A 12,613-nucleotide genomic window follows, 5' to 3' on the forward strand; every position below is an offset into this window, starting at 1 on the left:
ATCGAGACTCGGCGAACCCTTCTTTCGGAATTGAGCAAGATCTGCTTCTGCCCTTCCCGATGGTTTCGGGTCATCGTGAGGACGTGCATCCGACCCCCCGGCAACAGGAGCAGGTCCTCATGGTCAGACGGTCCCGCACGCTACTCGCCGCTTTCGCCCTCTCTGTGATCACCGTACTCGGGTTCGCCTTGCCCGCCCACGCGGTGACCTTGGAGCAGAAGCTCGCCGCTCTTTCCGGTTTCTCGCAGCCCACGGCCGCCAGCGCCTCGTCCTGGCGGGCGGCCTGGGAGAACCAGGCCGCGTGGGCGGACTACGCCTTCGACTGGTCGACCGACCTGTGCTCGAGCAGCCCGGACCAGCCGCTCGGCTTCGATTTCCGGATGCCGTGCAGAAGGCACGATTTCGGTTACCGCAACTACAAGGACGTGAGCCAGTTCCCGGCGAACAAGTCGCGCATCGATGACTCGTTCTATTACGACATGAAGCAGGTGTGCGCCAAGTACTCGGGCGTCTCCAAGTCCACCTGCAACGGCCTGGCCTGGACGTACTACCAGGCGGTCAAGGAGTTCGGGAACCTCAACGTCACCCAGGAGCAGATCCAGGAAGTGCAGCAGGAGGCGCAGCTGAGCGCCCAGAACGCGGAGAGCACGGAGAGCGTCGAATCCTGACAACGAAAAGGGCGGGGATGCCTTGGCATCCCCGCCCTTTTCGTGCGGTGCGCCGCCAGGGACTCGAACCCCGGACCCGCTGATTAAGAGTCAGCTGCTCTAACCAACTGAGCTAGCGGCGCTTGCAGAGAGGAATATACCGGTGATCCGCATCCTGGTCGAATCGGTAGCAGGCGGGCCTGTCGGGCGGTCAAGGCTAGAATAAAGTTCGGCCCCCGGCTCCGGCAGACAGGATCATCGATGTTCGACTCTCCCGCCGAGGTGGCGGAGCGGCTCGCCGCCGTCGACTACCTCTCCGACGACGCCATCTCCACCTCGGTGTTCCTGGCCGCGGCGCTGGGCAAGCCGCTGCTGGTCGAAGGCCCCGCGGGCGTGGGGAAGACGCAGCTGGCCAAGGCCGTGGCCCTGGCGACCGGGGCCGAGCTGATCAGGCTGCAGTGTTACGAGGGGCTCGACGAGGCCAGGGCCCTGTACGAGTGGAACTACAAGAAGCAGCTGCTCAGGATCCAGGCCACCAGCGCGGACGACGACATCTTCTCCGAGGAGTTCCTGCTGGAGCGGCCGCTGCTGAAGGCGATCAGGGCCGCCGGCCCGACCGTGCTGCTCATCGACGAGACCGACAAGGCAGACGTCGAGGTCGAAGGGCTGCTGCTGGAGCTGCTGTCGGACTTCCAGATCACGATCCCGGAGCTGGGCACGATCGCCGCCACGCGCCGGCCGTACGTGGTGCTGACCTCCAACGCCACCCGCGAGCTGTCCGAGGCGCTCAAGCGGCGCTGCCTCTACCTGCACCTCGAATACCCCACCCCCGAGCGGGAGCGGGACATCGTGCTCAGCCAGGTGCCGGGCATCCGGGCCGACCTGGCCGAGCGGCTGGCCAGGACGGTGGCCACGCTGCGGGCGCTGGAGCTGAAGAAGGCGCCGTCGGTGGCCGAGACCGTCGACTGGGCCAACACGCTGCTGGCGCTCGGGCGGGACGACCTCGACGAGGCCACCGTGGCCGGGACGCTGGGCGTGGTGCTCAAGCACGCCTCCGACCAGGCGCGGGCGGTCAAGGAACTGGGGTTGCCGGATGTCGCTGATCGATAGGCATGTCGGGTTCGTGCGGGCGCTGCGCGAGGCCGGGATCCCGGTGTCGGTGGCCGAGGGGCTGGACGCCGCGCACGCGCTGCGGGTGATCGAGCTGAGCGAGCGGGAGTCGCTGCGCGCCGCCTACGCGGCCACGCTGGTCAAGAAGCCCGCGTACCGGCCGGGGTTCGACGTGCTGTTCGACCTGTGGTTCCCGGCCTCGACGTCCGGCATGCACACCGAGCGCGCCGAGCGGCCGATCGGCCTGGAGACGGCGCCCGTCGAAGAGCTGCGCGACCATCTCGCCCGGCTCCTGACCGGCGGCACCGACCAGGAGCTGCGCGAGTTCGCCCAGGCCATGGTGGGGCGCTTCGGCCACCAACCGGCCGCCACCCCCGGGCGGCAGAACTGGTTCTCCTACAGCGTCATGCGCGCCCTCTCCCCCGAGACGCTGATGGCCCGCATCCTCCAGAACGTCCTGCAGGGCCAGGAGCGCGGCGGCCTGGCCGAGAAGAACGCCCGCAGGACGGTCTACGACAACACCCGGCGCTTCGAGGAGGCCGTGGCCACCGACGTGCGCCGCCGCATCGCCGAGGACTCGGGGATCGAGCGCATCGCCCGCTCCGCCGTCCGGCCCCCGCTCGACCAGATCGACTTCCTCCGCATCACCAAGGCGGATCTGGCCAGGCTGCGCCGCGAGGTCCATCCGCTGGCCAGACGCCTGGCCACCCGCCTGACGATCAAGCAGCGCAAGGGCAGGCGCGGCCGCCTCGACTTCCGCAGGACCGTGCGGGCCTCGCTGCAGAGCGGCGGCGTGCCGCTGACCACGCACTTCAGGCCACCGCGGCCGCACAAGCCCGAGCTGGTCATCCTCTGCGACACCAGCGACTCGGTCTCGTCGTTCGCCCACTTCACGCTGCTGCTCACGTACGCGCTGAGGGAGCAGTTCACCAAGGTGCGGGCGTTCGGGTTCGTGGACACGGTGGACGAGATCACCCGGTTCTTCGTCCCCGGCGCCGACGTGGTCGAGGCCATGACCAGGCTGACGAATGAGGCCGACATGGTGCGCTTCGGGCGTACCAACTACGGGCACTCGCTGGAGCGCTTCGCCGAGCGGTACGGCGACGCCATCGGGCCCAGGACCTCGCTGCTGATCCTGGGCGACGCCCGCTCCAACTACCAGCCGCCCGCCCTGGACGTGCTCAGGTCGCTCGTGGGCCGCTCGCGGCACGCGTACTGGCTCAACCCCGAGCCCGTGGCGCAGTGGGACACGGGAGACTCGGTCGCGAGCGAGTACGGAGCGGTCGTCCCCATGCACGAGTGCCGCAACGTCGCCCAGCTCACGGCCTTCATCGAGACGCTGGCCTGAAGCCTGAGGCGCCGGCCTGAAGCCGCCGGCGCCGGCCTGAAGCCTCAGGCGCGGTGCAGCTCCCTGGCCGCGGTGCGGGTCAGCAGCTCGATCTGCTCGGCGTTGAGCGCGACGTGGTCGGCCGACTTGATCACCTTGGCCGCCAGCCGCGGCTTGAGCAGCATCAGGCCCTCGGCGACCACGATGCCGCCCTTGGGCAGCAGCCCGCAGTGGACGGCGAGCAACGGCGTGATCGTCACCGGGATGCGCGTCTCGCGGCTCAGCAGCTCGGCGAACGCCTCGGAGGCCTCCACCAGCGGCTTGGCCGTCTTGGTGCCGTACTTCTCACCGAAGAACAGCCGGCCGGCGTAGCAGGCGATCTCGGTGTCGGGGCTCCAGGACTCGTTGTCGATGATCCACAAGCCGCCCGGGCCGATCACCAGGTGGTCGATCGACGCCTGGCCACGGATGGCGCGGCCGTCGAGCACGGTGTAGCCGAGGCGGCCGAGAGACCTGCGCAGCAGCTTCCCGGTGATCGCCTCTCCCTTGCGCGCACCGCGCCACACGGCCGTCGCGTGGAAGGAACGCCAGTCGAGGAGCCAGTCGCCCGCCGCCACGAGCCCGGCCAGGAGCAGGCCGAACAGCGGAGCGGCCCCGGACATGCCGAACCTCAGCGCGAGCGCCACCCCGATCACGAAGCCCACGGCCGCCTTGACATACCTGGACTTGCGCCGGTTGGACGCGTCCTCACGCCAGAACTTCTCGTACCACCACTGCGGAGAAGACCCTGTGTACTTCTCGTCTGGTTGCACATAGATAGAGCCACCGGGCACGGCAAACCCCCAATGTAGATGTGATGCAGGATCTGCCACGCCGAAGATCCCTCGCCAGTCAAGGGATACCCGCCCCTCAACCAAGGCGAGCCTAAGGTGACGTAATTAGTACCCGCAAGACCAGCAAATGACCTCAACCGACCAGTCGGTATGCTAAAGCAGGTGACAAAGGGGGACATGTGAAAGAGGAACCGGTCAGACAGCGACTGCTCGCCGAGGCGACCCGTCTGTTCGCCGAGCGCGGCTTCGAGAGCACCTCCGTCCAGGAGATCGTCGTGGCGGCCGGCGTCACCAAGGGCGCCATGTACCACTACTTCGACTCCAAGGACGACCTGCTGCACGAGATCTACGGCCGGGTGCTGCGCATGCAGATGGACCGGCTGACGCGGATCGCCGACGGCCCCGGCGACGTGCGGCAGCGCCTGTACCAGGCCGCGGCCGACGTCGTGGAGACCACGGCCGCGAACCTGGACGATTCCAAGATCTTCTTCAGGTCGATGCACCTGCTCGCGCCCGAGACGCAGAAGACCGTACGCGCCGAGCGCCGCCGCTACCACGAGCGCTTCCGCGGCCTCGTGGCCGAGGGCCAGCGCGAGGGCGTCTTCAGCGACCGGGTCCCGGCGGAGCTGATCGTCGACTACTTCTTCGGCTCGGTGCACCACCTGGGCTCGTGGTTCCACGTGGACGGGCCACTGACCGGCGCCCAGGTGGGCAGGCACTTCGCCGACCTGCTGCTCACCTCACTCGGGGCCGGGCACGTCGACGAGTGAGGCCAGCGCCGCGCGGTGGTCGCCGGGCGTGCCCAGCGCGATCTCCGCGGCTTTGGCGCGCTTGAGGTAGAGATGCACGGGATGCTCCCACGTCATCCCGATCCCGCCGTGGAGCTGCAGGGCCTCTTCGGCGGCGTGCACGGCCACGCCAGCGTTCCACGACTGGGCCACGGCCACGGAGAGCGCCGAGCCGTCGGTCGCGGCGCTCCGGGCGGCGGCCCTGGCCCGTACGACGTCCAGCCACAGGTCCGCCAGCCGGTGCTTGATCGCCTGGAAGGAGCCGATCGGCCGGGCGAACTGGTGGCGTTCCCTGACGTAGGCGAGCGTCGTGTCGAGGCACCATTCGGCCACCCCGAGCTGCTCGGACGCCAGCAGCCCCGCCCCGAACCTGAGCACCTCCGCCAGGTCGCACTCCCCCACGTCCCTGGCCTCGGCCCCGTCGAAGGTGACGGTCGCGACGGGCCTGGTCTGGTCGAGCGACGGCACGACCTGGACGAGCGCATCCCCTTCCACGGCGTGCAGCCTGCCGCCGACGGGCACCAGCAGCACGTCGGCCACGTCGGCCCCGGCCACCCCGGTGACGATCCCGGTCAGCCGCCCGTCCTCGAGCCGCACGGCCGCGCCCGCCCGGTACGGGGAGGCCGCGAACGGCATGACGAGGGCGGCGGTCTTCCTGCCCTCGGCCAGCTCCTCCAGCAGCGCGTCACCGGTCGGCAGCAGCGCGCGGGTGGCCAGCACCGAGCTGGTGAAGAACGGCACCGGCGCCACTCCCCTGCCCAGCTCCTCCAGCACGACGGCCGCCTCGCTGGCCGACGCCCCGGCGCCGCCGTACTGCTCGGGGATGAGCAGCCCGGCCACCCCGATCTCGCCCGCCAGCGTCTTCCACAGGTCCAGGTCGTACGGCTCGGACTCGATCCGCTTGAGCACGGCGGCGGGCGGGCAGCGGTCGGCGAGCAGCCCGCGCACCGCGGCCCGCAGCTCCTCCTCGACCTCTGAATACAGAAGGGTGGTCATCGCGGCAGGTCCTTCCAGGGCACGTCCTTGTCGACGCGGGGCTCTGAGGGCAGGCCGAGCACCCGCTCGGAGATGATGTTGCGCAGGATCTCGGACGTGCCGCCCTCGATCGAGTTGCCCTTGGCCCGCAGGTAGCGGTAGCCGGGGCCGCGGCCGTAGAAGTCGACGTCCTCGGAGCGGCGGAACGTCCAGTCGTCGTAACCCAGGTCCCGCCCGAACTCCACCTCGAAGCCGGACAGCGCCTGGTTGAGCTTGGCGAACGACAGCTTCATGCCGGACCCCTCGGGCCCCGGCTGGCCGGCGGCGAGTTGCTCGCGCAGCCGCGCCCCGGACAGGCGGGTGACCTCCGACTCCACCCAGAGCGACAGCAGCCGCTGGTGCAGGTCGTGGGTGCGCAACTCGGGGTGGGCACGCCAGGAGTCGACCACGACGCCGACCATGCCGCCGCCGCGCCGCACGGGGGCGCCGCCGATGGCGACGCGCTCGTTCATCAGCGTGGTCTGCGCGACCCGCCAGCCGTCGCCGACCTCGCCGAGCCGCAGCTCGTCGGGGAGCCGCACGCCGGTCAGGAACACCTCGTTGAACTCGGCCTCACCGGTGACCTGCCGCAGCGGCCGCACCTCGACACCCGGCGCGTGCATGTCGCAGATGAAGTACGTCATGCCGCGGTGTTTCGGCACGTCCGGGTCGGTACGGGTGACGAGGATGGCCCACCTGGAGTGATGGGCGCCGGACGTCCACACCTTCTGGCCATCGATGACCCATTCGTCCCCGTCCCTGACGGCGCGGGTCGCGAGCGTGGCCAGGTCGGATCCCGCGCCGGGCTCGCTGAAGAGCTGGCACCAGATCTCCTCGCCGGTCCACAGCGGCCGGAGGAAGCGGCGTTTCTGCTCCTCCGTCCCGAACGCCAGGACCGTCGGGGCCGCCATCCCGAGCCCGATGCCCTGGACGCCGACGTTGAGCTGCGGCGTGCCGGCCAGCTCCCGCTCCACGACCAGTTGCAGCTCCCGCGACGCACCCAGCCCGCCGAGCCCTTCGGGGAACCACACCCAGGCCAGCCCCGCGTCGAACCTCGCCCGCAGGAACTCCAGCCGGTCCCCGTCCGGGTCGTGCTCCGCGAGGAACGCCGCGACCCGCTCCTTGATCTCCGCCTCGTTCACATGTACCTCTTCAGCTCGCGATAGGCCAGGGACCGCTTGTGCACCTCGTCGGGGCCGTCCGCCAGGCGCAACGAGCGGGCGCCCGCCCAGAGCCCCGCCAGGGGGAAGTCCTGCGAGACGCCGCCCGCACCGTGCACCTGGACGGCCTTGTCCAGGATCCACTCCACGGCGATCGGCGTGGAGATCTTGATGGCCTGGATCTCGGTGTGCGCGCCCTGGTTGCCCACCGTGTCCATGAGCCAGGCGGTCTTGAGCACGAGCAGGCGCAGCTGCTCGATCCTGATCCGCGACTCGGCGATCCACTCCTGGATCACGCCCTGCTGGGCGACGGGCTTGCCGAACGTCGTCCGGGCCAGGGCCCGCCGGCACATCAGCTCCACGGCGCGCTCGGCCATGCCGATCAGGCGCATGCAGTGGTGGATGCGGCCGGGGCCGAGCCGGGCCTGGGCGATGGCGAAGCCGCCGCCCTCCTCGCCGATCAGGTTCTCCACGGGCACGCGTACGTCCTCGAACACGATCTCGGCGTGGCCGCCGTGGTCGGCGTCGGTGTAGCCGAAGACGTGCATGCCGCGCTTGATGTGCAGCCCGGGTGTGTCACGGGGCACCAGGATCATGCTCTGCTGGCGGTGCTTGGGCGCGTCCGGGTTCGTCTTGCCCATGACGATGAAGATCTTGCAGTTGGGGTTCATCGCGCCGGAGATGAACCACTTGCGGCCGTTGATGACGTACTCGCCGCCATCGCGGACGATGGAGGTGGCGATGTTCGTGGCGTCCGAGGAGGCCACGTCGGGCTCCGTCATCGCGAACGCGGAGCGGATCTCCCCGTCGAGCAGCGGCCGCAGCCACTCCTTGCGCTGCCACTCGCTGCCGAACATGGAAAGGACCTCCATGTTCCCGGTGTCGGGCGCGGCGCAATTGGTGGCCGTCGGGGCGATGGTGGGGCTCCGGCCCATGATCTCCGCCAGCGGCGCGTACTGGAGGTTCGTCAGGCCGGCACCGTGCTCGCCCGGGAGGAACAGGTTCCACAGGCCGCGCTTCCTGGCCTCGTCCTTCAGGTCCTCCATGAGGGGCGGCGGGCTCCAGCCGCTGACCGCCGCCTGCTCCTCGAAGGGGGCCTCGGCGGGGTAGACGCATTCCTCCATGAATCGCAGCAGTCGTTCGCGCAGGTCCTCGGTGACGCTGTCAAAGGCGAAGTCCATGCCTGCGAGCCTACCGACCGGCCGGTATGAGTGTCGACAGGTGGTTCCCCACAAAAGGGTGCAGGTGGCCATAATCGGGACTTCGCAGGCGCCCCTAGAGTTGCCTGCCATGACCGCGAAGCTGCCTGCCCCCGTGGTGCTCGAGAACGGCGTCGTCCGGCTCGAACCGCTCACCCTCGACCACGTTCCCGACCTGTTCGCCGCCTCCGGCGCCGACGAGGAGGTCTGGCGCTGGCTGCCCGCGCCCGCGCCGCGGTCCGAGGAGGAGCTGGGGAAGGTCGCCCTCGGGCTGATGACCGACGACAACCACGTCCCCTTCGCGGTGGTGCTCAAGGAGAGCGGGCGGGCCGTGGGCTGGACCACGTACGGCGACGTGCCGGGCTTCGACGCCAGCATCGAGATCGGCTGGACGTGGTACGGCCGATCGGTGTGGCGCACGGCCGTGAACACCGGCTGCAAGGTCCTGCTCATCGACCACGCCTTCGCGTTCGGCTACAACCGCGTCCTGCTCAAGACCGACCACCTCAACCTCCGGTCGCAGAACGCCATCAAGCGCATCGGCGGGGTACACGAGGGAACGCTGCGGCGGCATCGCAAGCGGCCGGACGGCACCTGGCGCGACACGGTCTATTTCGGCATCCTCGAAGAGGAGTGGCCGCAGCACCGGGCCCGCTTGGACCGTTAAGGGGTGTATGACTGATCGGCTGGGAGGCTACTGGCTCGGCGCCCGGCTCGACGGCGGCGGGCACGTCATCGTCCGCGAGGCCTACGACGAGTCGGGCACGCGGCATGCGCTGGGAGTGCCCTGCCTGCCGGACGCCGAGGCCCGCGCCAGGCTCGCCACCGCCGCCTCGGCGGCCGGGCGCGTGCGGTCGCTGTCGGTCGCCAGGCTGACGGAGGCTCGCTTGGACGGCGATCCGCCCTACCTGGTCGGCGAGTACGTCCCCGGCCCCACCGTGCGGCAGGTCGTGGACCGGCACGGCCCGTACACGGGCGACGCCCTCTACCGCCTGGCCACCGCCGTGGCCACCGCGCTGGCCGCGGCCCACGAGGCGGGCGCGGTGCACGGGTCCCTCACCCCCGACAAGGTCATCCTGGGCACCGAGGGGCCGCGCCTGGTCGGCCTGGGCTGGTGTCTCCCCCGGGAGCCGGCGGTACCGGCCGCGGACGTGCACGCCTGGGGGCGGCTGCTGATCTTCGCCGCCTACGGCCCGGACGAGCGATCAGGCCACGGCGAGCGGCTGGACCGCCCGTTACGCGGGCTGGTGGCCGCCGCCCTGCAGCGAGATCCCGAACGCCGCCCGAGCGCCCACCAGCTCCTCCTCTCCCTCCTCGACGCCCCGCAATCCCAGCAGGGCCGCCTGCTGCCCCCCGAGCCCGTCTCCGACCCGCCGCTGGGCGTCCGCGCCGAGACCGTGTACGCGCGACTCAGCCCGGCCGAGCAGGACCTGGTGCCGGACGTCTTCCTCCGCCTGGTGGACCTGGACTCCGACGGCTCCGACATCATCGGCACCACCTCCAGAACCGACCTGGTCGCCGGCCGCGCCACCGACGAGGTGACCTCGATCGACGGGGTGCTGGAGGCGTACGGCAAGGCAGGCCTCCTCACTGAAGGTGACGACTCGCCGGCGATCACGTACGCGGCGCTCCTGCGGGCCTGGCCGCGGCTGCACGAGTGGCTGGACGGCGAGCGCGACGGACTGGCCGTGCACAGGGAGCTGGCGCGGGCGGCCCGGCGGTGGGAAGCGGGCGGGCGGCGGGAGGCGGCGCTGTTCCGTGGGGAGCCGCTGGACAGGGCACTGGCGTGGGCGGCCAGCGGCCGGAGGCGGGTGACGCTGAGCGCCGGCGAGCAGACGTTCCTGGACGCGGGGCTCGCCAGGGTACGCCGGAGGTCGCGCAGGCGGTGGACGGTCATGGCGGGGCTGCTGTCGGTGGTGATGCTGCTCGCCCTGTGGCAGCGGGGCGCCGCCGACGGACGCCTGGACCAGGCGATGGCGAAGGTGGCGGCGTCCCGGGCGGAGGCGCTGCGGCTGGCGGACCCGGTGACGGCCCGCAAGCTCAGCCTCGCCGCGTGGCGCCTGGCCCCGATCCCCGAGGCGCGCCGGGCGTTGACGTCGGCGGATCCGGCGGTGGACGTGTTCGCCGACCCGTACGCGGGCCCCCGCTCCCTCCACGCCATCAGCGACGACGGCTCCCGCCTCGCCGCACTCGACGAGGGAACCCTGCGGGTGTACGACACCCCCTCCCGCCGCCTGCTCGCTGAAACGGCGGGCCCGGTCCAGACCGTGCGCGCCATGGCCTGGTCCCCCGACGGCCACACGCTGGCCCTCGTCGGCGTCGACCGCTCGTACCTCTGGGACACCACGTCCGGCGACGGCGTCGGCCCGCCCTTCGGCCGTGGCCTCGGCGCACCGGGGGAACAGTCGGCATGGTTCAGCCCGGGCGGCGGCCTGCTGTTCGCGGCGGCCCGGCTGTCGGGCGAGCGCTGGGCGTGGGACCTGAGGGAGCGGCGAGCCGCGTTCGTGGGCGAGTACGCGGTGGTGGGCCCCGGGGACCGGGTGGCGCTGGTCTTCGCCGGCAATCGTTCGGAGGTCCGCCGCCCGCCCCGGGTCTCCCGCGCACCGTGGCTGGACCGGATGCCGTGGGAGTACACGACGTTCGCCCCGGACGGCGAGCGGGTGGCGATCGCCGAGGAGAGCGGGATCCAGATCTACGGCCTCGACGGAGTGCCCACCCGGTCCACCCGGCTGCGTCCCTCGCCGGGCCACCTGCGGTTCAGCCCGGACGGACGGCTGCTCGTCAGCACGGACAGCGATCGGGTACGGGTCTGGCGGCTCGATGACGGCACCGGCACGCCGGTGGCCGACAGGGCGGTGCCCGCGGCCGGCGTCGACCGGGCGGCGCAGGCCACGATCACCGGGGACGGACGGCGGCTGCGGGTCCTGGCCGGACACGGAATCGTGCTGACCATCGATCTGGCACCCGGGCCCGCGCCCCGGGATCACGCCGCGTACATCTGCTCCCGGTACGGCGCCCTCTCCCCGCAGGAGTGGTCGCGGCACCTGCCCGAACTGCCGCACCGCGACACCTGCTGACCACGGACGAAGGGTCAGCTGGCCTGGGAGGTCGCGGACACCGGCTCGGGGGCCGACTTGGGCTGCGTGGGGGTGGGGTGGGAGTGGTCGGGGGCGAGGCGGCCGAGGGTGATCGTGCCGCCGATGGTGAGCGCGCTGGCCAGGATGGCGGGGATCGCGGTGGAGGGGTTGGTCGGCAGGGGCTCGCCGAGGAGGATCACGCCGGCGAGGACCGAGGTGATGGGGTCGATGACCTGTACGCCGGCGTACGCGATGCCGAAGTAGCCGACCGCGTACGAGCGCTGCAACAGCACCACCGCGCAGACCAGCAGCACGGGCACGGCGAGCGTGAACCAGTGCACCAGCCGGCCCCAGTCCCCCTCCATGCCGCCCCCGACGACCCGGACGAACGTGGACACGCTCGCCGTCACCACGCCCGCGCCCACGGACAGCAGTAACGCCCTGCTCGGCCCGTGCACCCGGGCCGCGATCAGCTGCGTCACCAGGACGATCACGCCGATCACGGCCAGGAACACGAGCGCGGCGCCGTCACTCAGTCTCGGCGTCACGTTGTGGTGCGGCACCAGGAGCATGAGCCAGAGCAGGCCCACCGCCACCGCGATCGAGCCGAAGATCTCCGCGCGGTACGGCTTGCGCCCGTACATGAACGCGGCCAGCGGCACGGCGAACACCAGCGTGGCGACGCTGATCGGCTGGACGGCCACCAGCGGGGCGAAACTCAGCGCCACGGCGTGCAGGCAGGCGCCGGTGAGGCCGATGGCGCCGCCGATCAACCAGCGGGGGCGCCGGACCAGCTTGAGCGAGGCGCCCCCGGCGACGGCCTCGTACTGTTGCAGGGCCGCGCCGAGTGCGTATCCAAGCGCTCCTGCCAGGGCGATGATCAGGCCGACCCAGGTCATGGGCGCCCGCGCAGGGGCATGGATCCTTCCAAGAGCATTCCTCTAGCTTATGAGGGAAGCAAAGCTGGCGAATCATACTTTTGGTGGATCGTTCGGGCGGAGCTGATCCCGGCCAGGACACATGTGTGACCGGCTGGGAAGAGGTCAGGAGCGGTCGGGGCAGACGCAGAACAGGTGGCCTGCGGGGTCCTGGAGGACGATCCAGCCGACGCCGTCCTCCGTGATCCCCGGCTGGAACTCAGGCTTCGTGGCCCCCAGGGCGACGTACTCCTCCGCCGCCTTCTCCACGTCCGGCACCCGGAAGTCCAGGTGGAACTGCTTGTCCGGGCTCGGCCAGGTCACCGGCTTGCGGTCGGGGATCCGGCCGAAGTAGATGCTGGTGGCGCCGTTCCCCACGGCCGCGTACTCGTCCTCCGCGTACTGGATCTCCCACCCCGTGATCTCGTGGTAGAACTCGGCCAGCTTCTTGGGCTCCGCGCAGTCGAGGGTAACGGCCAGGAGCTTTGCTTTCGTCGTCATGCGTCCATGGTTCCAGCCGTACCTGTCACCTTCTGTCAGG

At 70.8% G+C, this 12,613-nt stretch carries 12 protein-coding genes and 1 tRNA gene; 6 read left to right on the top strand and 7 right to left on the bottom strand.

Annotated elements, in window-relative coordinates:
• Positions 1 to 119: 119 nt before the first annotated feature.
• Positions 120 to 668 carry a phospholipase gene (locus ACWDRB_RS30615; RefSeq protein ID WP_449899402.1) on the top strand — a complete coding sequence of 183 codons (549 nt, stop codon included), beginning with the start codon at positions 120 to 122 and terminating at the stop codon, positions 666 to 668.
• A gap of 48 nt (positions 669 to 716) precedes the next feature.
• Here ACWDRB_RS30615 and ACWDRB_RS30620 read toward each other — a convergent pair.
• A tRNA-Lys gene (locus ACWDRB_RS30620) sits at positions 717 to 790 on the bottom strand.
• Positions 791 to 908: 118 nt separating this feature from the next.
• Between ACWDRB_RS30620 and ACWDRB_RS30625 the strand changes: the two genes are divergently transcribed.
• On the top strand, positions 909 to 1,757 hold the full coding sequence (locus tag ACWDRB_RS30625) for an AAA family ATPase (protein WP_185067936.1): 849 nt from the start codon (positions 909 to 911) through the stop codon (positions 1,755 to 1,757).
• Positions 1,741 to 3,105, top strand: coding sequence for a vWA domain-containing protein (locus ACWDRB_RS30630; protein ID WP_449899405.1), 1,365 nt, complete (start codon positions 1,741 to 1,743; stop codon positions 3,103 to 3,105). Before ACWDRB_RS30625 ends, ACWDRB_RS30630 begins: the two co-directional genes overlap by 17 nt.
• A gap of 44 nt (positions 3,106 to 3,149) precedes the next feature.
• On the opposite strand, the gene ACWDRB_RS30635 is transcribed toward ACWDRB_RS30630, so the two are convergent.
• The gene (locus tag ACWDRB_RS30635; RefSeq protein ID WP_449899408.1) at positions 3,150 to 3,896 is read right to left on the bottom strand and encodes a nuclease-related domain-containing protein; all 747 of its coding nucleotides are present in this window, start codon (positions 3,894 to 3,896) and stop codon (positions 3,150 to 3,152) included.
• A 200-nt stretch (positions 3,897 to 4,096) separates the two neighbouring features.
• Between ACWDRB_RS30635 and ACWDRB_RS30640 the strand changes: the two genes are divergently transcribed.
• Positions 4,097 to 4,687, top strand: a complete 591-nt coding sequence (locus ACWDRB_RS30640) for a TetR/AcrR family transcriptional regulator (RefSeq protein WP_449899410.1) — start codon at positions 4,097 to 4,099, stop codon at positions 4,685 to 4,687.
• Here the strand turns inward: ACWDRB_RS30640 and ACWDRB_RS30645 are convergent.
• The 3 genes from ACWDRB_RS30645 to ACWDRB_RS30655 are packed head-to-tail and all read right to left on the bottom strand — an operon-like array spanning position 4,658 to position 8,060.
• On the bottom strand, positions 4,658 to 5,701 hold the full coding sequence (locus ACWDRB_RS30645) for an acyl-CoA dehydrogenase family protein (protein ID WP_449899412.1): 1,044 nt from the start codon (positions 5,699 to 5,701) through the stop codon (positions 4,658 to 4,660). The genes ACWDRB_RS30640 and ACWDRB_RS30645 overlap by 30 nt on opposite strands.
• The gene (locus tag ACWDRB_RS30650; protein ID WP_449899415.1) at positions 5,698 to 6,861 is read right to left on the bottom strand and encodes an acyl-CoA dehydrogenase family protein; all 1,164 of its coding nucleotides are present in this window, start codon (positions 6,859 to 6,861) and stop codon (positions 5,698 to 5,700) included. Before ACWDRB_RS30650 ends, ACWDRB_RS30645 begins: the two co-directional genes overlap by 4 nt.
• Entirely contained in the window at positions 6,858 to 8,060 is a 1,203-nt protein-coding gene (locus ACWDRB_RS30655; protein ID WP_449899418.1) for an acyl-CoA dehydrogenase family protein, read from the bottom strand. Before ACWDRB_RS30655 ends, ACWDRB_RS30650 begins: the two co-directional genes overlap by 4 nt.
• Before the next feature lie 109 nt (positions 8,061 to 8,169).
• Here ACWDRB_RS30655 and ACWDRB_RS30660 point away from each other — a divergent pair, with 109 nt between their 5' ends.
• Positions 8,170 to 8,745 carry a GNAT family N-acetyltransferase gene (locus tag ACWDRB_RS30660; protein ID WP_350728233.1) on the top strand — a complete coding sequence of 192 codons (576 nt, stop codon included), beginning with the start codon at positions 8,170 to 8,172 and terminating at the stop codon, positions 8,743 to 8,745.
• 7 nt (positions 8,746 to 8,752) lie between these two features.
• Positions 8,753 to 11,155, top strand: a complete 2,403-nt coding sequence (locus tag ACWDRB_RS30665) for an nSTAND1 domain-containing NTPase (RefSeq protein WP_449899421.1) — start codon at positions 8,753 to 8,755, stop codon at positions 11,153 to 11,155.
• Positions 11,156 to 11,169: 14 nt separating this feature from the next.
• Here ACWDRB_RS30665 and ACWDRB_RS30670 read toward each other — a convergent pair whose 3' ends face one another.
• Positions 11,170 to 12,054 (bottom strand): DMT family transporter, encoded by an 885-nt coding sequence (locus ACWDRB_RS30670; protein ID WP_449899423.1) that lies wholly within the window; start codon positions 12,052 to 12,054, stop codon positions 11,170 to 11,172.
• A gap of 144 nt (positions 12,055 to 12,198) precedes the next feature.
• On the bottom strand, positions 12,199 to 12,573 hold the full coding sequence (locus tag ACWDRB_RS30675; protein WP_363979521.1) for a VOC family protein: 375 nt from the start codon (positions 12,571 to 12,573) through the stop codon (positions 12,199 to 12,201).
• Between the last annotated feature and the right edge of the window lie 40 nt (positions 12,574 to 12,613).

This window comes from Nonomuraea sp. NPDC003707, from assembly GCF_053587055.1.

Bases quoted from the DNA above. Each gene is read 5' to 3' on its own strand.
- ACWDRB_RS30615 (WP_449899402.1), top strand. From the start codon at position 120: ATGGTCAGACGGTCCCGCACGCTACTCGCCGCTTTCGCCCTCTCTGTG.
- ACWDRB_RS30625 (WP_185067936.1), top strand. From the start codon at position 909: ATGTTCGACTCTCCCGCCGAGGTGGCGGAGCGGCTCGCCGCCGTCGAC.
- ACWDRB_RS30630 (WP_449899405.1), top strand. From the start codon at position 1,741: ATGTCGCTGATCGATAGGCATGTCGGGTTCGTGCGGGCGCTGCGCGAG.
- ACWDRB_RS30645 (WP_449899412.1), bottom strand. From the start codon at position 5,701: ATGACCACCCTTCTGTATTCAGAGGTCGAGGAGGAGCTGCGGGCCGCG.
- ACWDRB_RS30655 (WP_449899418.1), bottom strand. From the start codon at position 8,060: ATGGACTTCGCCTTTGACAGCGTCACCGAGGACCTGCGCGAACGACTG.
- ACWDRB_RS30660 (WP_350728233.1), top strand. From the start codon at position 8,170: ATGACCGCGAAGCTGCCTGCCCCCGTGGTGCTCGAGAACGGCGTCGTC.
- ACWDRB_RS30665 (WP_449899421.1), top strand. From the start codon at position 8,753: ATGACTGATCGGCTGGGAGGCTACTGGCTCGGCGCCCGGCTCGACGGC.
- ACWDRB_RS30670 (WP_449899423.1), bottom strand. From the start codon at position 12,054: ATGACCTGGGTCGGCCTGATCATCGCCCTGGCAGGAGCGCTTGGATAC.
- ACWDRB_RS30675 (WP_363979521.1), bottom strand. From the start codon at position 12,573: ATGACGACGAAAGCAAAGCTCCTGGCCGTTACCCTCGACTGCGCGGAG.